This is a genomic window from Janthinobacterium sp. GW821-FHT03A03 (genome assembly GCF_059421435.1).
Window position 1 is genome coordinate 1 of record NZ_JBWKUZ010000012.1, and the last position, 20,289, is coordinate 20,289.

Genomic DNA, 20,289 nt, shown 5'->3' on the forward strand with positions numbered 1-20,289 from the left:
AAGTACAAAACGCCCGATGCGGTGCATCGGGCGTTTGTGCAGCAATAAATACTGTCAACCTATTTTAGGACTGGACACGGAGTCGAAATCAGTCGTTCGGCTTGTCCAGCGACACCGTCTTGCCCTCATCGACGGGCAAGCCGAAGATCTGGCGGTAGGCGGCATAGAACGAGCAATGCATGATGATGGTCAATATCATCGACAGCGGCATCATCATCTGCATCATCAGCGGGGTGCGGCCGAAGAGCATGGCCAGCAGCTGGCTGGTGACGATGCTGATGGCAAACCATGTGCTGGCGAAGACGATGAAGGCCGACAGCGAGCGCCAGACGGCGAAAAAGCTGAAGAACAGCGCCTTGCCCAGGCTGACTTGTTTCCAGTAGATCAGCGGTGCGGCAAAGCAGAAGGCCATGGCGGCCGGCACGTAGATCGCGATGGCCAGCAAGATGCCCAGGCCCAGGCGCGATTCGGGGATGACGGCGCGCGCCGCTTCTTCCGACAGCTGGCCCGTGACCAGTTGCCACAGCAAGCCGTCGTCGACGAGGGACGAGGCGCCGATGGCCACGATGGCCATCAGGATGTACAGCACGCCCAGGCCCAGCAGGACGGGGAGGGCCGGCTTGCGGAAGCCCGAGAGCAGCAGGCTGGGCAGGACGCGCTTGCCCTGGTCGATGTACAGGCAGCCTTGCACGAAAGCGACGGAAAACACGGGAACGAGGATGACGGGCAGCAACTGGCCGAGCAGGGGGACGATGCTGATGGCCAGCATGCAGAACATATAGCCGAGAAACAGCATCGACAGGCCGCCGGGTTGCTTGCGAAACAGGGCGAAACCCTGTTTCACCCATTGCCAGCCCGTACTTGCAGGTAATTTTTCCATGTTTAAAACAGTTCCGGGGCAGGTGTGGCGATGCGTTCGCGCAGAATGCGTTCGAAATGCGTGGGGTCGTGCGGGGTCAGCATTTCCGCCTCGCGCGGCTGGTAATAGTCATACAGGCGCGACAGCCAGAAACGCAGGGCGGCGGCGCGCAGCATCGGCTGCCATGCCGTCTGTTCTTCGCGCGTGAACGGACGCACGGCCCGGTAGGCGTCGAGCAGGGCGCGCACTCTTGCCGTGTCGAGCACGCCCGTGTCCAGGTCCACGCACCAGTCGTTGACGGTGACGGCCACGTCGTACAGCCAGGTGTCGCAGCCGGCAAAGTAAAAGTCGAAAAAGCCCGTCAGTTGTTCGCCGTCAAACATGACATTGTTGCGAAACAAGTCGGCATGCACGGGACCGCGCGGGATGGCCTTATACGTATCGCAGGCAGCAAAGGCGTCCTGGAAGTGGATTTCCGCGCGCAGCAAGTGGGCTTTGGCGTCATCGAGGTGGTGCAGCACCAGCGGCGTGGTGGCGTTCCACCACTCCAGGCCCCGCAAATTCGGCTGCTGCAGGGGGAAATCCCGGGCCGCCAGGTGCATTTTCGCCAGCATGGCGCCCACGGCGGCGCAATGCACGGCTTGCGGCGCCATCTGCGAGGTGCCGTCGAGCTTGCTGACGATGGCGGCCGGCTTGCCTTGCAGGGCCGTCACCAGTTCGCCATCTGCATTGGCGATCGGCGCGGGCACCAGCACGCCCCGGTCCGCCAGGTGGCGCATCAGCTGCAGATAGAACGGCAATTGCTCGAAGCTGAGGTTTTCAAAGATCGTCAGCACATACTCGCCGCGCTCCGTGCTCAGGAAAAAATTGCTGTTTTCGATGCCGGAAGCGATGCCTTTGAGGGCCAAAGGCTTGCCAAGTGGAAATTGCGTGATCCACTGGCCGATATCGTCCAGGTGTAGCGCGGTAAAAACTGCCATGGGAAAGAGGGGGATGGTCTAAAGGGTCAAAAAAAGCCGGCTGCCCCCGCGCATGGCCGGGGCAGGGCGTCAGATCGTGGCTGCTTACTTCGCGGGGGCGGGCGGCGTCGGCGCGTCCGCGGCCTCTTCATCGCGCTGCTTCTGTTTCTTCTTGCCCAGGTCAAATTCCAGCACTTTCCACTGCGGGCCGCGCAGGGCGTTGCCGTTGGCCTGGTCGGCGCCGGCGGCCGGCTTCATGTAATACGTGCTGCCGCCGCTGGTGACTTTCACTTCGGACGTCACGCCCGCTTCGCGTTTTTCCGTAATCTGTTGTTTTGGCGCTGCTGGCGCGACGGTGATGGGCGCTTCGCCCATTTCCTCGATACGTTCCAGTTGTGGCGGCGCATCGCCCGGTTTGGCCGGCGTCTGGGCGCTGGCGATGGCCGAGCATGCCAGCAGGGGCAGGGCGAGGAATGTCCAGAGTGTCGATGTACGCATCATGATGGGGTTCGCTTCCATGTGGTGGACTGCAGAAAATGCAGTGGTCATGCCGTCAATTTATCTATAAGGCATTGTAACAAACTGCTAGGCAATGCTGCTTGATACGGTCGATTAATTGCGCCGCAACGGGCTCAGGCGCCAGCCCGCACGCCCGCACGGGGCTGCCAGGGTGGCAAAAATGCCAGCAACGGCACGCGTGGCGGCCGGTGGCGCGGCCCTAAACTCTGCGATAATTGGGCGAACTTTCACCCGCCCGCCGCTTTTTCTTCCAGGCCGGCGCGGCTCACCTTATTTTATTGGCATTATGCAAAACACCCTGCTGTTAGTCGACGGTTCCAGTTACCTTTATCGCGCCTTCCATGCGCTGCCCGACCTGCGCAGCCCGGACGGCTACCCCACGGGCGCCATGCACGGCATGGTCAACATGCTGCGCCGCCTGCGCGCCGACTACCCGGCCGCCTACATCGCCTGCGTCTTCGATGCCAAGGGTAAAACTTTCCGCGATGACATGTATCCCGAGTACAAGGCCACGCGCGCCTCGATGCCGGACGACCTGCGCCTGCAGATCGAACCGATCCACGAAGCCGTGCGCGCCATGGGCTGGCCGATTTTGATGGTCGACGGCGTGGAAGCGGACGACGTGATCGGCACCCTGGCCGTGCAGGCGGCCGCCGCCGGCATGGACGTGGTGGTGTCCACGGGCGACAAGGACCTGGCGCAGCTGGTCAACAGCCAGGTGACCCTGATCAATACCATGAGCAACGAAAAGCTCGACGAGGCGGCCGTGCTGGTCAAGTTCGGCGTGCCGCCGAACCGCATCATCGATTATCTGTCGCTGATCGGCGATACCGTGGACAACGTGCCGGGCGTATCGAAATGCGGCCCGAAGACGGCCGTCAAGTGGCTGACGCAATTCGACAGCCTGGAAGGCATCATGGAAAACGCGGCCAATGTGGGCGGCGCCGTCGGTGAAAACCTGCGCACGGCCCTGCCTTGGCTGCCGCAGGCGCGCGCCTTGATCACTGTCAAGACCGATTGCGATCTGTCCGGCCACATGACGACCATCGCCGACTCGCTGGTGGCGAAGCACGAAGACAAGGAAGCCCTGCTGGCCTTCTTCCAGCGCTACGGCTTCAAGGCCCTGCTGCGCGAACTGGGCGCCACGCCGCCGCCGATGTCGCCTGTCGGCGCGCCTGCAACGGCTGGCGCATCGGTTGCGAACACCACGGGCGACATGTTCGCCGATGCCGCGCCAGCCGTCGAGGCCGAGTATGAAACCGTGCTGACGGACGAACAGCTGGACAAATGGATCGCCCTGATCGACGCGGCGCCTTTGAGCGCCGTCGATACGGAAACCACCTCGCTCGAACCGATGACGGCGCAAATGGTCGGCATTTCCCTGTCCGTGGCGGAGCACGCCGCCTGCTACATCCCGCTGGCCCACGACTACGCGGGCGCGCCCGAGCAATTGACGCGCGAACACGTGCTGGCGAAACTGCGCCCGTGGCTGGAAGATGAAAATAAGCCCAAGCTGGGGCAGAACCTGAAATATGACAGCCATGTCTTCGCCAACCATGGCGTGACCCTGCGCGGCATCGCCCACGACACCTTGCTCGAATCGTATGTGTTCGAGTCGCACAAGAAACACGACATGGACAGCCTGGCCCTGCGCCACCTGAACTACACGACTATCCCGTTCGAGGACGTGTGCGGCAAGGGCGCCAAGCAGATCACCTTCAACCAGGTCGAGGTGGAACAGGCGGCGAAATACGCGGCCGAGGATGCCGACGTGACCTTGCGTTTGCACAATGCCATGTGGGGCAATGTGGCCAATGATGAAAAACTCACCTTCATCTATGAAAAGATCGAGATGCCGACAGCCGTCGTCTTGCAAAAGATCGAGCGCAACGGCGTGCTGATCGACGATGCATTGCTCAACATCCAGTCGGCCGAGCTGGCCGTGAAGATCCTGGAACTGGAAAAGAAGGCGTATGAACTGGCCGAGCAGCCGTTCAACCTGGGTTCGCCCAAGCAGATCGGCGAAATCTTCTTTGAAAAGTTGAAGTTGCCGGTGGTCAAGAAAACCCCGACGGGCGCGCCGTCGACGGATGAAGAAGTGCTGCAAAAGCTGGCCGAGGATTATCCGCTGCCCAAAGTGCTGCTCGAATACCGCGGCATGGCCAAGCTGAAGTCGACCTACACGGACAAGTTGCCGAAGATGATCAACGTCACCACGGGCCGCGTGCATACGAACTATGCGCAAGCCGTGGCCGTGACGGGACGTCTGGCGTCGAACGACCCGAACTTGCAGAATATTCCTATCCGCAGCGCGGAAGGCCGCCGCATCCGCGAAGCATTCATCGCGCCGCCGGGCAGCCACATCGTCTCGGCCGACTATTCGCAGATCGAATTGCGCATCATGGCGCATATTTCGGGCGACGAAGCCATGCTGCGCGCGTTTGCCGACGGCATCGACATCCACCGCGCCACGGCCGCCGAAATCTTCGGCGTGCCGGCCGCGGAAGTGCAGAGCGAGCAGCGCCGCTACGCCAAGGTCATCAACTTCGGTTTGATCTACGGCATGAGCGCCTTCGGCCTGGCCGGTAACCTGGGGGTGGACCGCGCGGCCGCGCAAAGCTATATCGACCGCTATTTCGCCCGTTTCTCGGGCGTAAAACAGTACATGGAAGACACGCGCCAGCAAGCGAAGGCGCGCGGCTATGTGGAAACCGTGTTCGGCCGCCGTTTGTGGTTGCCGGAAATTAATTCGCCGAACGGCCCGCGCCGCCAGGGCGCGGAACGGGCGGCCATCAACGCGCCGATGCAGGGCACGGCCGCTGACCTCATCAAGTTGGCCATGATCGCCGTGCAAGGCTGGCTGGAAACGGACGGCCTGCAAACGAAGATGATCATGCAGGTGCACGATGAACTGGTGCTGGAAGTGCCGGAGGCCGAGCTGGAACTGGTCAAGCGCAAGCTGCCGGAACTGATGGCGGGCGTGGCCGCGCTGAAAGTGCCGCTGACGGCCGAGGTCGGCGTCGGCAAGAACTGGGACGAAGCGCACTAATTTATAAACGCAACATTTTCAGGAGAAGCGCATGAGCGACATGATCACCGATTGTGAAAGTTTGCTGGGCCAGAGCAGCGTGACCGGGCCGGACGGCCGGCGCGGTTTCCTGAAGGTGGCGCTGGGAGCGGGCTTTGCCGTGGCCGTGCTGCCCGTGGCGGCGCAAGACGTCATCAAGACGGATTCCGCCGGCCTCGTCACGGCTACCGTGTCCGTCATGGTCGATGGCCAGGCTGTGCCCGTGTACGCGGCCCAGCCGGAAGGCAAGACAGGTTTGCCCGTGGTATTGGTTATTTCGGAAATCTTTGGCGTGCATGAACATATCGCCGACATGGCGCGCCGCTTCGCCAAGCAGGGCTACCTGGCGCTGGCGCCCGATCTGTTCGTGCGCCAGGGCGACCCGACCAAGGTGGCCAGTATCCCGGAACTGATGAAAGGTATCATCGCCAAGACGCCGGACGCGCAGGTGATGGCGGACCTCGACGCGGTTGTTGCGTGGGCGAAACAGAACGGTGGCGACACTAGCCGCCTGGGCATCACGGGTTTTTGCTGGGGCGGGCGCATCACCTGGCTGTACGCGGCGCACAATCCGGCCGTCAAGGCGGGCGTGGCCTGGTATGGCCGCCTCGTGGGCGAAGCGACTGCCTTGCAGCCGAGCAACCCTATCGACATCGCCGCCACCTTGAAAGTACCCGTGCTGGGCTTGTACGGCGGCAAGGATACGGGCATCACGCAGGAATCGATCGCGAAAATGAAGGACGCGTTGGCCAAGGGCGGCAACAAGTCGGAATTCGTCGTCTATCCCGATGCGGGTCACGCCTTCAACGCCGATTACCGCCCCAGCTATGTGGCGGCCGATGCGAAAGACGGCTATGCGCGTTGTTTAGCCTGGTTCAAGAGCCACGGCGTGGCGTGAGCCGCAACAGAAAATAGCTGCATTTTCCAGAAGTTGCCGCGAGAAGCGCACCGGGCTGTAAAATGCCCGCTTCGTGTAAATGCAGTACAATTGCATCTTCGCAGCGCTACGCCGCCGCCATGCGCGCAAAAAATTAAATAATAAGCAATAGTCATCAGGCCAGACGCCAGCACAGCGGGCGCCCGTGACCCGGCGCCATTTTGAGGTAAGAAAATCATCGATCCCGTCCTTTTATCCATTTTGCTCGCGACCACGATCGCGGGCGTGTTGAGCATTACCGCGGCGGCGATCTTTTCGTTTGCATTCCTGTCCAAGGTGGTCGAACGCATGGTCAGCTTGTCCGTCGGCATCATGCTGTCGACGTCCTTGCTGCACGCCTTGCCGGAAGCGTTCGAGTCCCAGGCGGACCCGCGCAGCCTGTTCGCCACCCTGCTGGCGGGCTTGCTGGCCTTTTTCATGCTGGAAAAATTCGCCATCCTGCGCCATTCGCACCACCATGAAGGCGACGGCCACCACCACGCGCACGGCCACGACAAGCACGAAGCGGGCAAGGCCGGCTGGATGATTTTAGTGGGCGACGGCATGCACAACTTTACGGACGGCATTTTGATCGCGGCCGCCTTCCTGGCCGACCCGAAGCTGGGCCTGGTCACGGGCCTGGCCATCATCGCGCATGAAATCCCGCAGGAAATCGGCGACTTCATCGTGCTGCTCAACGCCGGTTTCTCGCGCCTGCGCGCCTATGTGTTCAACTTGTTGTGCAGCATGATGGCAGTGGCGGGCGGCTTGCTCGGCTATTTCACCCTGGACCGCGCCAGCAATCTGATCCCTTACGTGCTCGTGTTCGCCTCGTCCGGCTTCATCTACATCGCCTTGTCCGACCTGATGCCGCAGATGCAGCGCCGCGCCACCCTGCGCGAAACCATCCCGCAAGTGCTCTTGATCGCGCTGGGCGTGTGCATCGTGCTGTTTTTGACGCACAAGCGCCACGGCGGTTGATACGCCGTTCTGCCGGCGCAATACCATCTATGCTATATTGCCTTTCTGACTAACTTGCACAGAAAGGAGGAAAATATAATGGAAGAAAACTTGTTGCTCGCCTTGTGGCGCGCACGCTCTTTAAGCGCATTTGCCAGCTCTTGCCCACGTTCTATCGCGCTGCGATAACCTGGCCAGAGCAAAGTTACCCTCCCTTACGAGTCCTTTCCTGGTACTCCGTTGTCGTTAGCGCTCCTGTTAACGCGGATGCTTGCATCCCGAACAAAGACAAGAGCCATGACTACCCTTATCTCGACACAAGCTTTACAGCTGGATACCCACGACGGTTTCCTCTTCAATGAACTCGCCTTTACCTTGCGCCAGGGCGACCGCATCGGCCTGATCGGCCACAATGGCTGCGGCAAATCCACCTTGCTGGGATTGCTCAGCGGCACGCGGGCAGCGACGGCCGGCACCATTCAGGTCGCCCGTGCCTGCCGCCTGCAGCACGTGGAACAGCATTTGCCGGCCGAACTAGCCAGCCTGAGCCTGTACGACGCCTTGCTGGCGCCCGTGCTGGACCAGCCCGAGCTGCATTGGCGGGTCGACAGCCTGCTGGCCGAGCTGGGCTTCGAGCACGACACGGCGCAAGTGCCCGTGCATTCCTTGTCCGGCGGCCAGCACACGCGCTTGCTGCTGGGGCGCGCCCTGCTGCAGGAGCCGAACGTGCTGCTGCTCGATGAACCGAGCAATCACCTGGACTTGCCATCCTTGCTATGGCTGGAGCAATTCCTGCTGCGCTGGCGCGGCGCCTTCATCCTCGTCTCGCACGACCAGCGCCTGCTCGACAACGTGGCCACGCGCAGCTGGATCTTGCGCGATAGCCGCCTCTACGATTTCGACTTGCCCTGCGGCCCCGCGCTGGCGGCGCTGGCCGAGATGGACGTGGCCGCTGCCGCCCGCCACGCGGCCGAACAGAAGGAAATCGACCGCCTGTCGGCCAGCAGCGCCCGCCTGGCCCTGTGGGGCCGCACCTATGACAATGAAGACCTGGCGCGCAAGGCCAAGACCATGCAGCGGCGCATCGACAAGTTGAAGGATGCGCAAGCGTTCGTCAGCGACGGCGCGCCCTGGCGTTTGACCCTGCGCGGCAAGGCGCTGGCGGCCGACCAGCTGCTGGCGCTCGATGGACTCGACGTGCGCGCCGTGCCGGCTTCTCCCGTGCTGTTCCAGGCCGGCCAGCTGTGGCTGAAGCCGGGCGACCGGGTCGCCTTGCTGGGCGCCAACGGCAGCGGCAAGTCGTCCTTGCTGCGCCTGTGCTGGCAAGCGATCCTGGCGCAGGACGAGCGGCCCGACTTGCGCTACCACAAGGCGGCCAACATCGGCTATTACGACCAGTCGCTCCAGCAGCTGGCCGATACGGCCGACCTGTCCGACGCGCTGTACCCGTTTGCCGTGCAGAACGAAGCGGCGCGCAGCCAGGTGGCGCGCAGGCAAGCATTGATCTCGGCCGGTTTTCCGTATGCGCGCCATGGCCAGACGGTGGCCACCCTGAGCGGCGGCGAGCGGGCGCGGCTGCTGTTCCTGGGGCTGTCCTTGGCCAGCTATCATTTATTGTTGCTCGATGAACCCAGCAACCACCTGGACATGCAGGGCAAGGCGGAACTGGGGCAAGCCTTGCGCGGCTTTGCAGGGGGCTGTCTGCTGGTGTCGCACGACCGCGACCTGATCGAAACGGCGTGCAACCGTTTTTGGGTAGTGGCCGACGGCCAGCTGGAAGAGTGGCCGGACGCGGCCAGCGCGTATGCACGCTTGAGCGTGGAAGATGGGCAGGCGCCGTTGCCGCTGGCGCGCGTGGAAAGCGCGCCGCTTGCGCCAGCGCAAACTGATGTAGATCAACAGCTCGAACGCTTGTGCGAACTGGAGCAATTGCTGGCCGAGGATCTGGCTCGCAAGCCGCGGCACCAGAAGCCGGCCAGCCAGCAGGCGTGGCGGGCGGAACTGGCGCAGTTGAATCAATCGCTGGGGATAAGCTCGTAGTTATCCACCGGACATGAAAAAGCGGACCGAGGTCCGCTTTTTTTTAGTTACCCGTCGCCACGGGCCGCGCCGGGTCCGCGCACCATTCGCTCCACGAGCCCGGATACAGGGCTGCGCCGGGCAAGCCCGCCACTTCCAGGGCCAGCAGGTTGTGGCACGCCGTCACGCCGGAGCCGCATTGCATGATGGCCGCTTGTGGTGCGTCAAACAGGGCGCTGAAATCGCGCCGCAGTTCGTCGGCACTCTTGAAACGGCCATCGGCCTGCAGGTTATCCTTGAAGAAACGGTTCTTCGCGCCGGGGATATGGCCGCCCACGGGGTCGATGGTTTCGTTTTCGCCGCGATAGCGGTCGGGCGCGCGCGCGTCGATCACGGTCAAGGCTTGCGCTTCCAGGTTGGCGATGATGTCCTGCACGCTGGCCGTGCGCACCAGGCTGGCTTTTTCCGTCAGCTTGCCGACAGGGCGCGGCGCTACCGGCGTGACCAGCGGCAAACCTTGCGCCTGCCAGGCGGCCAGGCCGCCGTCGAGCACGGCCACGTTCGGATGGCCGAGCCAGCGCAGCAGCCACCACAAACGGGCGGCGAACATGCCGCCCTGGCCATCGTAGGCCACCACTTGCGTGTCGTCATCGATGCCCCAGCCGCGCAGGGCGGCCAGCAGGGCGTTGCGGTCGGGCAATGGATGCCGGCCCGTAAATGCCGGGCCGCGCGCCGTCTTGGGGCCGGACAGGGCCGTGTCGATGTCGGCAAACTGGGCGTTCTGGATGTGCCCGGCGGCAAACGCGTCGCTGCCGGCCGTGGGGTTGAGCAAGTCGTGGCGGCAATCGAGGATGACCCAGCCGCTGTCATGCAGGTGGCTGGCCAGTTCGCTGGCCTGTATCAAGGTCGTATACAAGGTAAAGGCTCCTTTACACTTCGCTGGCGATGGGATCCGTGCGCGCGATGGCGGCGCCACGGGCCGTGTTGCGGGTATTGTAATAGGTTGCCGCGATGCCCGAGGCGAGGATGATGGCGATGCCGGTCCAGCCGTGCCAGTCGAACAGGTCGCCAAAGATCACCACGCCCCAGAAGCTGGAAAAGACGATGCCTGTGTATTGTAAATTGGCAACCACGAGGGTCTTGCCCAGGCGGTAGGCGCGCGTCATGGCCATCTGCGCCATGGTGGCGCACAGGCCGACGGCGGCCAGCAAGCCGACGCCATAGGCGCTCGTGTGCGCATGCCAGACGACGGGGCCGCCGCCGGCGCTGGCCACGTGGCCGATCACGCCGGCGAGGAAATTGACGACCGAGAAATAAAACACGACCCGGTATTCGGGTTCGCCCAGCAGGCCCAGCTTGCGCACCTGCAAGTAGGCGAGGGCCGACAGCATGCCGGAAATCAAGGCCGTGATGGCGCCGCCCAGCTGGTCCGTCTCGAATACGGGCTGCAGCAGCAATGTCACGCCGACAAAGCTCATGGCGATGGCCGCCACCAGCGGCCACTCGACCTGTTGCATGCCTTTCCACCAGCCGCCGGCCAGCAGAATCACGGCGATCCAGATGGGCGCCATGTAATTGAGGGTCATGGCCGTGGCCAGCGGCAGGATGGCGATGGCATAAAACCACAGCCACAGGGCGATCACGCCCACCACGCCGCGCCACAGATGCTGGCCCGGCATCGTCGTTTTAAAGCTGCCGCCCTGGTACAGAATCGTGCAGCTCATGACGAGCATGCCGATGATGCCGCGGTACATGACGATTTCCGAGGTCGAATACAGATCCGACGCCAGTTTCACGCACACGCCCATGATGGCAAACATGAAACTGGCGAATAACATCCAAAGTGACTGCATTTTGGCCTTTCACCTGACCAAACCTACTGCGCGTCGCGGGGCGCGGCCTGCGATGCTCGCTGTACTGCAGTACAGCTGCGCTTCTTATCCACGCCGCGCTGCCGCTCGCTACGGTTTTGTCAGGTGTTGTAAGTGTAGAATTAAATGAATGAGGGGCCGCGTTATGCGGCCCCTCTACTAATATTACAGTTCGATATTGCTGCGATACCATTCGTGGAAGTGCTGCATGCCGTCTTCCATGGGCGATTGGTAAGGGCCCACTTCGTTCACGCCGCGCTGCATCAGGACCTTGCGGCCCGCATCCATGCGCTGGGCAATTTCATCGTCCTCGACACAGGTTTCCATGTAGGCAGCCCGTTCCGCTTCAACGAGCTCGCGCTCGAACAGCACGATTTCTTCAGGGTAATAGAACTCTACCACGTTGCGCGTTTTTTGCGGGCCATCGGGCCACAGGGTCGAGACGACCAGCACGTGCGGATACCATTCGACCATGATGTTCGGATACAGGGTCAGCCAGATGGCGCCATACGGCGGCGCTTCGCCGCCGCGAAACTGCAGCACCTGCTCCTGCCACTTCTTGTAGACGGGCGAGCCGGCCTGCTGCAGGCCGCGGTGCACGCCCACCGTCTGCACGCTGTAATCCTTGCCGAATTCCCAGCGCAGGTCGTCGCAGCTGACGAAGCTGCCCAGGCCCGGGTGGAACGGTTCCACGTGATAATCCTCGAGGTAGACTTCGATGAAGGTCTTCCAGTTGTAGTCGCACTCGTGGATTTCCACGTGGTCGAACATATAGCCGGAGAAGTCGAGGTCTTTCGAGACGGACAAATCTTTCAATTTTTCCATCACGTTGTAGCCATTTTGCTCGAACAGCAAGCCATTCCAGCTTTGCAGCGGCGTTTTCGACAGGTTCAGGCACGGCGTCTCGGGGAAATGCGGCGCGCCGATCAGTTCGCCCTTGAGGTCGTAGGTCCAGCGGTGCAGCGGGCAGACGATATTGTTCGCGTTGCCGCGGCCGTTGAACATCAGCGCCTGCCGGTGGCGGCACACGTTGGACAGCACTTCGATGCCGTTGGCGTTGCGCACGAGCATGCGCCCTTCGTTCTCAGACGCCAGGGTCGCAAAATCGCCGGTTTCCGGCACCATCAGCTCATGCCCGATATAGCGCGGGCCGGCCTGGAACAGTTGCTGCATTTCACGCTGCAGTAGCGTTTCGTCAAAATAGACGTGGACCGGAAGTTGCGCGTTTGAGCGCGCCAGCTTGGCGTGAGTAGCCAGATCGGACATCCCAACCCCCCATAAATGTACAACGGTCAGCAGTGCCCCAGGCCATTCCCTGGGCAACCGCTACAGAGAGAAAGAATCCGCAAAGACCTGAATTCAAAATTGTTGAAACGGTATTTCGGACAGAACCGGCGATTATAGCGCGGATCGGCCTCGGCATTGCCATCACCGCCGCTAATTCGCCCACTTTAATGAGAAAGATTGTCATTTGCCGTCGAATTTCCGGTGGGCGGGGGCGATTGGGCTAAAATCCATGGAGCAACTGGCAACATCCCCTCCTTTGAGCGCGCCGATTGCGCTTTAGTTTTCACTTAATAGTGTGGTTTGTTCTAAAATAACGCTTCTATGCTGGCCGGGAGTCCCCGGCGTCTCCCTACAAGCCCCTCGTGCCACGAAGAGATCTGAGTCTATGTCGAAGAAATTAACTGCCGCTGCCGCAGCGCCGGCCTCGTTTGAAGAGGCGATGGCGGAACTGGCGCAGCTGGTAACGCAAATGGAAGCGGGCCAGTTGCCGCTGGAAGCATCGGTCGCGGCCTACCAGCGCGGCTCGGAACTGGTCAAGTATTGCGCTACCCAGCTCGACAGTGTCGAAGCGCAGGTGAAAGTACTGGAAGGCGACATGCTCAAACCGTTCGTCGATGCCGGCGAGGCCGCGCAATGATGGCCAGCATTCAACAAGATGGCGTCACTTTCGGCGACTGGATGCAGGCGACCCAGTCCGGCGTGGAAGGCCGGCTCGACCACTTCCTGCCAGCGGCAGATGTCGTGCCGCACAAGCTGCACGCGGCCATGCGCTATGCGCTCTTGGGCGGCGGCAAGCGCGTGCGCCCGCTGCTGGTGATGGCGGCCGGTGAGCTGTTTGATGCGGATCAAGACACGCTCGCGCGCGCCGCTTGCGCGCTGGAAATGATTCACGTGTATTCGCTCGTGCATGACGACATGCCGTGCATGGATGACGATGCCTTGCGCCGTGGCAAGCCCACCGTGCACATCGCCTACGATGAAGCGACGGCCCTGCTGGTGGGCGACGCGCTGCAATCGCAGGCCTTCATGCTGCTGGCCGACGGCGCGGCGATTCCTCCCGCGCGGCAAATGGCCATGATCCGGCTGCTGGCGCACGCGTCGGGCTCTGCAGGCATGTGCGGCGGCCAGGCGATCGACCTCGACAGCGTCGGCCTGGCCTTGACCCTGCCGCAGCTGGAACAGATGCATCAACTCAAGACGGGCGCCTTGCTGCGCGCGGCCGTGATCCTCGGCGCGCTGGCCGGCAAGGACTTGACGGCGGACGAGATGACGGCGCTGAACGCCTATGCGCGCGCCGTCGGCCTGGCCTTCCAGGTGGTTGACGACGTGCTCGACGTGACGGCCGATTCGGCCACCCTGGGCAAGACGGCGGGCAAGGATGCGGCCGCCAACAAGCCCACTTACGTATCGATACTGGGGCTGGAACCATCGCGGGCCCTGGCAGAACAATTGCGGTGCGACGCCCATGCGGCGCTGGCGCCATTCGGGGACAAGGCACGCCGCCTGCGCGAGCTGGCGGACCTGGTCGTGCAGCGGAAGGCATAAATGAAACTGTTAGAAACCATCAATGAACCGGCGCAAGTGCGCAAGCTGGCCCGCTCGCAACTGGTGCCGCTGGCGCAGGAATTGCGCAGCTTCCTGCTCGATTCCGTCTCCAAGACGGGCGGCCATTTGTCGTCCAACCTGGGCACGGTCGAGCTGACCGTCGCGCTGCACTACGTGTTCAACACGCCGCACGACCGCATCGTCTGGGACGTGGGCCACCAGACCTATTCGCACAAGATTCTGACGGGCCGGCGCGAGCGCATGCATACCTTGCGCCAGAAGGACGGCATTTCCGGCTTCCCGAAACGCGACGAGAGCGAATACGACACGTTTGGCACGGCGCACTCGTCGACGTCCATTTCCGCTGCGCTGGGCATGGCGCAGGCCGCCAAGATCAAGGGCGACCCGCTGCACGCGATCGCCGTGATCGGCGACGGCTCGATGACGGCCGGCATGGCTTTCGAGGCGATGAACAATGCGGGCGTGCAGGAAGACGTCAACCTGCTGGTGATCCTGAACGACAACGACATGTCGATTTCGCCGCCCGTGGGCGCGCTGAACCGCCACCTGGCGCGGCTGATGTCGGGCCAGTTCTATGCGGCAGCCAAGAATGTTGGCAAATCCGTCTTGCCCGGCCCCGTGCTGGAGCTGGCGAAGCGCTTTGAAGAGCATGCCAAGGGCATGGTCGTGCCCGCCACCATGTTCGAGGAATTCGGTTTTAACTATATCGGCCCCATCGACGGCCACGACCTCGATTCGCTGATCCCGACCTTGCAAAATATCAAGCAATTGAAGGGTCCGCAATTCCTGCACGTCGTCACCAAGAAGGGCCAGGGCTACAAGCTGGCCGAGGCGGAACCTATCCTGTACCACGGCACGGGCAAGTTCAATCCGGCCGAGGGCATCAAGCCGGCCACGGCGCCGGCCAAGATGACGTACACGGAAGTGTTCGGCAACTGGCTGTGCGACATGGCCGCCCACGACAAGCGCCTGGTGGGCATCACGCCGGCCATGCGCGAAGGCTCGGGCATGGTCAAGTTCGAACAGCAATTCCCGACCCGCTACTTTGACGTCGGTATTGCCGAGCAGCATTCCGTGACGTTTGGCGCGGGCCTGGCCTGCGAAGGCCTGAAACCCGTCGTGGCCATCTATTCCACCTTCCTGCAGCGCGCCTATGACCAGCTGATCCACGACGTGGCCCTGCAAAACCTGGACGTGACGTTCGCGCTGGACCGCGCCGGCCTGGTGGGCGCCGACGGCGCCACGCACGCGGGCAACTACGACATGGCGTTTTTGCGCTGCATCCCGAACATGGTCGTCATGGCCGCGTCGGACGAAAACGAATGCCGTCAAATGCTGACGACGGGTTACCACTACCCGGGCCCGGCCGCCATCCGCTATCCGCGCGGCGCCGGCACGGGGGCGGCCATCGTGCCGGAACTGACCAGCATCGAGATCGGCAAGGGCGAACTCAAGCGCCAGGGCAAGCGCATCGCCATCCTGGCCTTCGGTTCCATGGTGGCACCTAGCGTGGCGGCGGGCGACAAGCTCGACGCGACGGTGGCCAACATGCGCTTCATCAAGCCGCTCGACGTGGCGCTGGTGAAGCAGCTTGCTGCCGAGCATGATTATCTGGTGACGGTGGAAGAGGGCTGCATCATGGGCGGCGCCGGTTCGGCCGTGGCCGAAGCGCTGGCGGCCGAGGGTATCGTCAAGCCGATTTTGATGCTGGGCTTGCCCGACACCTTCATCGACCATGGCGACCCCGTGCAATTGCTGAAAAGCGTGGGCCTGGACGCCGCCGGCATCGCCGCCTCGATCGAGCAGCGCTTTGGCGGTTCCCAGCCGCGCCTGGCTGCCGTCAGCTAAGTTTGCCTGTAGACAGAAAAGCGACACAGCGGTGTCGCTTTTTTTTCGTCCATGGCCGATTTACATTGCACTGCAACATTTTTCGCCGGGGAATGCTACGATGACGCTTTGATACCTCTTCAAAGTTCATCTTGCATTTCAGGAAACTCCATCGCCGCGCGCGCGGCTTGGCCGGCCGCTGGCTGACGGGCATGCACGCCTACACCGACACCCTGGCGCAGCGCCGCCCCCTGTGGATGGTCACCCTGGCCATCGATGAAACGAACCTGTCCGAAGGCCTGCGGGCCGCCTGCGCCTCAAGCGCCATGCTGCTGCTGGGTTTGCTGTTCGACCACCCTGATTTTTCCTGGGCCGCCATCGGCGCCTTCTGGACCTGTCTGGCCGACGCGGCCGGCACGCGGCGCATGCGTTTCGTCTCGATGCTGGGTTTCGGCCTGCTGTCGACCGTGGTGGGCGGGCTGGCCGCGCTGGCGGCCGGCCATGGCCTGGCGACGGCGGCCATCGCCGTGCTGCTGTTTTCCTGGGCCGGCGCGCTGGCGCGCATCTGGGGCGCGGCCACGGCGCAGGTGGCCATCCTGGCGGCCACGGCCTGCGTGGTGATGGTCACGCATCCATTGGAATCGATGACGCAGAGCGCGCCCTTCCTGGGCCTGTACATGTTCGGCTGCCTGTTCGCCACCGTGCTCAGCTTTACTGTGTGGCGCATCCACCCTTTCAGCCCGGCCCGGCGCGCGCTGCGCGCCGCGTATTCGCGCCTGGCCGGCATCGCGCGCGACAATGCACGCTTTCTCGAACATGATCCGGCGCAAGGCGGCTTTGCCGCGCATGGCGCCAGCTACCGCTCGCAGGCGCGCGCCGCGCTGGAAGCGGCGCGCGTGGCGCTGGCCGCCGTGCCGCCGTCGCGCGCGGGCCGCAGCGCCCTGTACGACAACCTGCTGCTGGCGCTCAGCGACGCCGAGCGCATCTTCGCCTACCTGATCGCCGTCACGCACTCGTGCGAGCGCGAACAGCAGCGGCTGCGCCAGGACCCGCGCGCGCGGCGCAGCCTGGAAGTGATGGGCGTGCTGCTGCGCCGCCTGGGGCAAGCCGTGCAGCGCCGTCCGGAAACGCCGCCGCTGGAGTTGCAGCGCCGCCTGGCCGCCTGCGGACGGCGCCTGGAAGCGGCGCTGGGCGCCTTGCTGCCGCTGCGCCTGAACGTGGAGTTCATGGACCTGGGCATGCCGCGCGCGGCGCAGCTGCCGTGGCGCGACGCGGCCCTGCTGGCGCTGGGACAGGCGTGGCAAACCCTGAAGGTCAACGCCACGCCGCAGTCGCTGAGCTGGCGCCATGCGGCGCGCGTGTCGCTGGCGACGACGGCCGGCTTTTTGCTGGTCGAGGCGCTGCACATCCCGTTCGGCTACTGGGCCACCATGGCCACCCTGCTGATACTGCAGCCGTCCGTGGCGAGCACCTGGCCGCGCGGCATCGAGCGCGTGGCCGGCAGCGTGCTGGGGGCCGTGCTGGCCGTGCTGATCGGCCTCGTCATTTACACGCCGCTGGGCATTTCGCTGGTGGTGTTTCCCCTGATTGTCGCCACCATGGCCTTGCGCAGGGTCAGCTACAGCCTGCACGTGCTGTTCATGACGCCGGCCTTCGTGCTGGTGGCCGACTATGCGGCCCCGGCCAGCGAGATGGTGTATGCGGCCAGCCGCCTGGGCAACAATGTGCTCGGCTGCGTGCTGGCCCTGCTGGCCACGTTCTTCCTGTGGCCGGACCGCGAGGCGGACGACCTGGACCAGCGCCTGGCGCAGGCCGTTTCCGCCAATCTGAAATACCTGCTGGCCGTGCTGGCGGCGGGAGGGAAATGGGATAGCGCGATTGCGCGCCTGCGCCGCGAGGCGGGGCTGGCCAGCAATAACGCGGAACAGGTGCTGCAGCGCCTGCGCATCGAGCGACGCCTGGACCGCAGCAGCGGCGTGGGCCTGGCGGCGCTGCGCACCTTGCCGCTGCTGCGCCGCGTGGCGGGCAGCACGGCGCGCATCAGCCTCAGTCCCCAGGCCGAGCCGGCCACGCCGGAGCTGCAGCAGTGGATCGCCGCCGTCAGCGCGGAGATCGACGCCCTGCTGCGCGGCGCACCGGGCACGCCGTCGCCCGCGCCCTGCGCCAGCGACGGTTTGACGGCCCTGCAAGCCGACGCCGTGGGGCAAGTGCAGCTGCTGCGCGGCTTGTTGCGCGAACATGTGCATGCGCAGGCGGAGGGAAGTCCGGGAAAATTGACGCAGGTCACGCAATAGGGTGTTCCGCGCGCTTGCATGCGATCCCTGACATTGCTCATTGTTATCATTTGCCGATACCAATATTGATGTAGAGCAGGGCAGAGCGATGAACGATAGCATGACGAAAAGAAATTCGGCGCTGGCCGTGCTGGTCACGGCAGCCGGCCTGCTGCTCGGCCAGGGTGCCGCGGCGCGCGAGGCGTCGGCGGCGGAGTGCGCCACGCGCGATGGCTGGGATGCGGCTTGTTTGCGCCAGGTCTATGCCCGGCCCATCGCCGGCTGGCCCCGGCCGCAATTGCCCGCCGGCGTGACCGCGGCGGAAATGTCGCCCGTCTCGGCCATGCCCGTGGTTTCCGTGGCGCCGGCCGTCGCGGCGCTGGGGCAGCGCCTGTTCAACGATCCCCGCTTGTCGCGCTCGAACGCCGTGGCCTGCATCAGCTGCCACAGTCCCGCGCACAGCTTTGCCGACAGCAAGCGTGTTTCCGTGGGGCATGATGGACGGCAGGGACAGCGCAATACGCCGGGCTTGCTGGGCGTGGCACAGATCCAGGCGCTGTTCTGGGACGGCCGCGCCAGCACCCTGGAAGAGCAGGCGCTGGGCCCCTTGCAGCATCCCGATGAAATGGCCACGGATGCAGCGGCGTTGCCGGCCAAGCTGGCCGCGCAGGGCGATTACACGGCGCAGTTCGATGCCGCCTTCGGCAAGGGCGGCGGCGTGACCCTGGCGCGCATCTTGACGGCGCTGGCCGACTACCAGCGCACCCTGTTGCCGCCCGTCACGCGTTTCGACACTTTCCTGGAAGGCCGGCGCGGGGCCCTGAACGACCGCGAGCTGCTGGGCCTGCACCTGTTCCGCACCAAGGCGCGCTGCATGACCTGCCACAGCGGCGCCCTGCTGACGGACCAGCAATTCCACAACCTGGGGTTGAGCAATTACGGCAGCCGCAAGTACGAAGACCTGGGGCGCTATCTGGTGACGGGCAGGAACGGGGACGTGGGCAAATTCCGCACGCCGGGCCTGCGCGGCGTGGCCGCGTCGGGTCCGTGGATGCACAATGGCGCGTTCGCGCAGATGGTGGGCATGCTGAACATGTACAACGCGGGCATGTCGCGTCCCGCGCCGCACAACGCGCAGCAGGCGGCCGATCCGAAGTTTCCCGTCACGTCGGCGCTGCTGCAGCCATTGCAGCTGACGTCCGACGAAATCATCGCGCTGAAGACTTTTCTGGAAGTCCTGTAGCCGCCCGGCCGGCTGCGCCCGCAGCCGGCCTTTTCCTGCTTGCGGCGCCGATATTGTATAGACGTTTAACGCGCTGCAATCTCTCCAAAATCCACATGGCATGGGCTTTGCCGGTATATTTTCCAAAATGGAAATTTATCGAAAGGAAACGTTGACTCTAAAATAAGTGCGGTCTATATTCGATTTCGCAGGATGCATATTCTATAAAATAATAAGCATCGCACTGCGGCGGGCATTCCTTTTCCACGTCAATCGAGAGGTAGAAAATGTTTAAAAAGATCGCTGTTTTCCTGTTCGCCGTCGGCGTCAGTGCATCGTATTCGGTGGGGGCTGCCGGTAGCGGATTGAGCAGTTGCCAGCGCGAGTGCTATGGCGCCCATACCGATTGCCTCGATGCCGGCCATTCCAGGGAGACGTGCAATGCCCTGCTGAAAGGATGCAAGGATGAATGTGCGTTGAATTAAGCGCAAACCGGGTTTGCCGGAGGCAATATTGCCCCGGCATGCGTGTCATGAAGCCAACGTCACTGCACAATGAAAAAGCAATTAAAAACTATCGCCATGTATGGCTTGATCCTGGCCGCCGGCCTGGGCAGCGGTTACGGCCTGTCTTTGCTGCCGGGCTTGCTCAAGGCGGATTATACGGAAGGCAATTACGCCGCGTATTTCCCGAATGCCCAGGCCAAGGTGGTGCTGTACGGCACGGACTGGTGCAGCTATTGCGCCAAGACGCGCGCGTACTTCAAAGAGAACAAGATCGACTTCGTCGATCTCGATATTGAAAAATCACCGGAAGCGAAACAGGCCCATGAAGCACTCGGCGGCGGCGGCGTGCCCGTGGTCTTGATCGGCAACCGCAAGATCCAGGGTTTCAACGCGGGCGCGCTGGCAGCGGCGCTGAAGAAAATCTGACGTTCCGCTTCT

The 20,289-nt window shown here is 63.3% G+C and carries 17 protein-coding genes; 11 read left to right on the plus strand and 6 right to left on the minus strand.

The window, feature by feature from the left end:
* Nucleotides 1-88 precede the first annotated feature (88 nt).
* The 3 genes from AC07VI_RS19765 to AC07VI_RS19775 form a co-directional block, all read right to left on the minus strand.
* A complete protein-coding gene (locus tag AC07VI_RS19765; protein WP_099419642.1) occupies nucleotides 89-880 on the minus strand; it encodes a BPSS1780 family membrane protein in 792 nt (263 codons plus the stop codon).
* Nucleotides 881-882: 2 nt separating this feature from the next.
* Nucleotides 883-1,839, minus strand: a complete 957-nt coding sequence (locus AC07VI_RS19770) for a homoserine kinase (protein WP_086144886.1) — start codon at nucleotides 1,837-1,839, stop codon at nucleotides 883-885.
* Between the two features lie 84 nt (nucleotides 1,840-1,923).
* Nucleotides 1,924-2,367 carry a hypothetical protein gene (locus tag AC07VI_RS19775; protein WP_226936254.1) on the minus strand — a complete coding sequence of 148 codons (444 nt, stop codon included), beginning with the start codon at nucleotides 2,365-2,367 and terminating at the stop codon, nucleotides 1,924-1,926.
* A 256-nt stretch (nucleotides 2,368-2,623) separates the two neighbouring features.
* Here AC07VI_RS19775 and polA point away from each other — a divergent pair, with 256 nt between their 5' ends.
* The 4 genes from polA to AC07VI_RS19795 all read left to right on the plus strand — a co-directional run bounded on the left by polA (nucleotide 2,624) and on the right by AC07VI_RS19795 (nucleotide 9,320).
* On the plus strand, nucleotides 2,624-5,386 hold the full coding sequence (gene polA, locus AC07VI_RS19780) for a DNA polymerase I (protein WP_099375334.1): 2,763 nt from the start codon (nucleotides 2,624-2,626) through the stop codon (nucleotides 5,384-5,386).
* Nucleotides 5,387-5,417: 31 nt separating this feature from the next.
* The gene (locus AC07VI_RS19785) at nucleotides 5,418-6,302 is read left to right on the plus strand and encodes a dienelactone hydrolase family protein (RefSeq protein WP_086144884.1); all 885 of its coding nucleotides are present in this window, start codon (nucleotides 5,418-5,420) and stop codon (nucleotides 6,300-6,302) included.
* 240 nt (nucleotides 6,303-6,542) lie between these two features.
* Nucleotides 6,543-7,301 (plus strand): ZIP family metal transporter, encoded by a 759-nt coding sequence (locus AC07VI_RS19790; protein ID WP_076568336.1) that lies wholly within the window; start codon nucleotides 6,543-6,545, stop codon nucleotides 7,299-7,301.
* Nucleotides 7,302-7,577: 276 nt separating this feature from the next.
* Nucleotides 7,578-9,320: an ABC-F family ATP-binding cassette domain-containing protein gene (locus AC07VI_RS19795; RefSeq protein ID WP_086144883.1), complete on the plus strand. Its 1,743-nt coding sequence runs from the start codon at nucleotides 7,578-7,580 to the stop codon at nucleotides 9,318-9,320.
* Nucleotides 9,321-9,363: 43 nt separating this feature from the next.
* Here AC07VI_RS19795 and AC07VI_RS19800 read toward each other — a convergent pair whose 3' ends face one another.
* The 3 genes from AC07VI_RS19800 to AC07VI_RS19810 form a co-directional block, all read right to left on the minus strand.
* Nucleotides 9,364-10,215: a sulfurtransferase gene (locus AC07VI_RS19800; protein ID WP_492992499.1), complete on the minus strand. Its 852-nt coding sequence runs from the start codon at nucleotides 10,213-10,215 to the stop codon at nucleotides 9,364-9,366.
* A gap of 13 nt (nucleotides 10,216-10,228) precedes the next feature.
* The gene (locus tag AC07VI_RS19805; RefSeq protein ID WP_086144881.1) at nucleotides 10,229-11,152 is read right to left on the minus strand and encodes a DMT family transporter; all 924 of its coding nucleotides are present in this window, start codon (nucleotides 11,150-11,152) and stop codon (nucleotides 10,229-10,231) included.
* A gap of 183 nt (nucleotides 11,153-11,335) precedes the next feature.
* Entirely contained in the window at nucleotides 11,336-12,436 is a 1,101-nt protein-coding gene (locus tag AC07VI_RS19810; RefSeq protein ID WP_086144880.1) for an aromatic ring-hydroxylating oxygenase subunit alpha, read from the minus strand.
* Between the two features lie 406 nt (nucleotides 12,437-12,842).
* On the opposite strand from AC07VI_RS19810, the gene AC07VI_RS19815 reads away from it, so the two are divergent.
* From AC07VI_RS19815 to AC07VI_RS19845, 7 genes are all read left to right on the plus strand, one after another.
* Complete coding sequence (locus tag AC07VI_RS19815; protein WP_046683420.1) at nucleotides 12,843-13,094, plus strand: exodeoxyribonuclease VII small subunit; 252 nt, start codon at nucleotides 12,843-12,845, stop codon at nucleotides 13,092-13,094.
* Nucleotides 13,091-14,002 carry a polyprenyl synthetase family protein gene (locus tag AC07VI_RS19820; protein WP_492992501.1) on the plus strand — a complete coding sequence of 304 codons (912 nt, stop codon included), beginning with the start codon at nucleotides 13,091-13,093 and terminating at the stop codon, nucleotides 14,000-14,002. The genes AC07VI_RS19815 and AC07VI_RS19820 overlap by 4 nt, the downstream gene beginning before the upstream one ends.
* A complete protein-coding gene (gene dxs, locus AC07VI_RS19825) occupies nucleotides 14,003-15,871 on the plus strand; it encodes a 1-deoxy-D-xylulose-5-phosphate synthase (RefSeq protein ID WP_099375332.1) in 1,869 nt (622 codons plus the stop codon).
* 191 nt (nucleotides 15,872-16,062) lie between these two features.
* Entirely contained in the window at nucleotides 16,063-18,144 is a 2,082-nt protein-coding gene (locus tag AC07VI_RS19830) for an FUSC family protein (RefSeq protein ID WP_099375363.1), read from the plus strand.
* 100 nt (nucleotides 18,145-18,244) lie between these two features.
* Nucleotides 18,245-19,366 (plus strand): cytochrome-c peroxidase, encoded by a 1,122-nt coding sequence (locus tag AC07VI_RS19835; protein ID WP_492992504.1) that lies wholly within the window; start codon nucleotides 18,245-18,247, stop codon nucleotides 19,364-19,366.
* 266 nt (nucleotides 19,367-19,632) lie between these two features.
* Nucleotides 19,633-19,830, plus strand: a complete 198-nt coding sequence (locus AC07VI_RS19840) for a hypothetical protein (RefSeq protein WP_139842630.1) — start codon at nucleotides 19,633-19,635, stop codon at nucleotides 19,828-19,830.
* Nucleotides 19,831-19,899: 69 nt separating this feature from the next.
* Entirely contained in the window at nucleotides 19,900-20,277 is a 378-nt protein-coding gene (locus tag AC07VI_RS19845; protein WP_226936250.1) for a glutaredoxin family protein, read from the plus strand.
* Nucleotides 20,278-20,289 lie beyond the last annotated feature (12 nt).

Bases quoted from the DNA above. Each gene is read 5' to 3' on its own strand.
- AC07VI_RS19765 (WP_099419642.1), bottom strand. From the start codon at position 880: ATGGAAAAATTACCTGCAAGTACGGGCTGGCAATGGGTGAAACAGGGT.
- AC07VI_RS19770 (WP_086144886.1), bottom strand. From the start codon at position 1,839: ATGGCAGTTTTTACCGCGCTACACCTGGACGATATCGGCCAGTGGATC.
- AC07VI_RS19775 (WP_226936254.1), bottom strand. From the start codon at position 2,367: ATGACCACTGCATTTTCTGCAGTCCACCACATGGAAGCGAACCCCATC.
- polA (WP_099375334.1), top strand. From the start codon at position 2,624: ATGCAAAACACCCTGCTGTTAGTCGACGGTTCCAGTTACCTTTATCGC.
- AC07VI_RS19785 (WP_086144884.1), top strand. From the start codon at position 5,418: ATGAGCGACATGATCACCGATTGTGAAAGTTTGCTGGGCCAGAGCAGC.
- AC07VI_RS19795 (WP_086144883.1), top strand. From the start codon at position 7,578: ATGACTACCCTTATCTCGACACAAGCTTTACAGCTGGATACCCACGAC.
- AC07VI_RS19805 (WP_086144881.1), bottom strand. From the start codon at position 11,152: ATGCAGTCACTTTGGATGTTATTCGCCAGTTTCATGTTTGCCATCATG.
- AC07VI_RS19810 (WP_086144880.1), bottom strand. From the start codon at position 12,436: ATGTCCGATCTGGCTACTCACGCCAAGCTGGCGCGCTCAAACGCGCAA.
- AC07VI_RS19815 (WP_046683420.1), top strand. From the start codon at position 12,843: ATGTCGAAGAAATTAACTGCCGCTGCCGCAGCGCCGGCCTCGTTTGAA.
- AC07VI_RS19820 (WP_492992501.1), top strand. From the start codon at position 13,091: ATGATGGCCAGCATTCAACAAGATGGCGTCACTTTCGGCGACTGGATG.
- dxs (WP_099375332.1), top strand. From the start codon at position 14,003: ATGAAACTGTTAGAAACCATCAATGAACCGGCGCAAGTGCGCAAGCTG.
- AC07VI_RS19830 (WP_099375363.1), top strand. From the start codon at position 16,063: ATGCACGCCTACACCGACACCCTGGCGCAGCGCCGCCCCCTGTGGATG.
- AC07VI_RS19835 (WP_492992504.1), top strand. From the start codon at position 18,245: ATGACGAAAAGAAATTCGGCGCTGGCCGTGCTGGTCACGGCAGCCGGC.
- AC07VI_RS19840 (WP_139842630.1), top strand. From the start codon at position 19,633: ATGTTTAAAAAGATCGCTGTTTTCCTGTTCGCCGTCGGCGTCAGTGCA.
- AC07VI_RS19845 (WP_226936250.1), top strand. From the start codon at position 19,900: ATGAAAAAGCAATTAAAAACTATCGCCATGTATGGCTTGATCCTGGCC.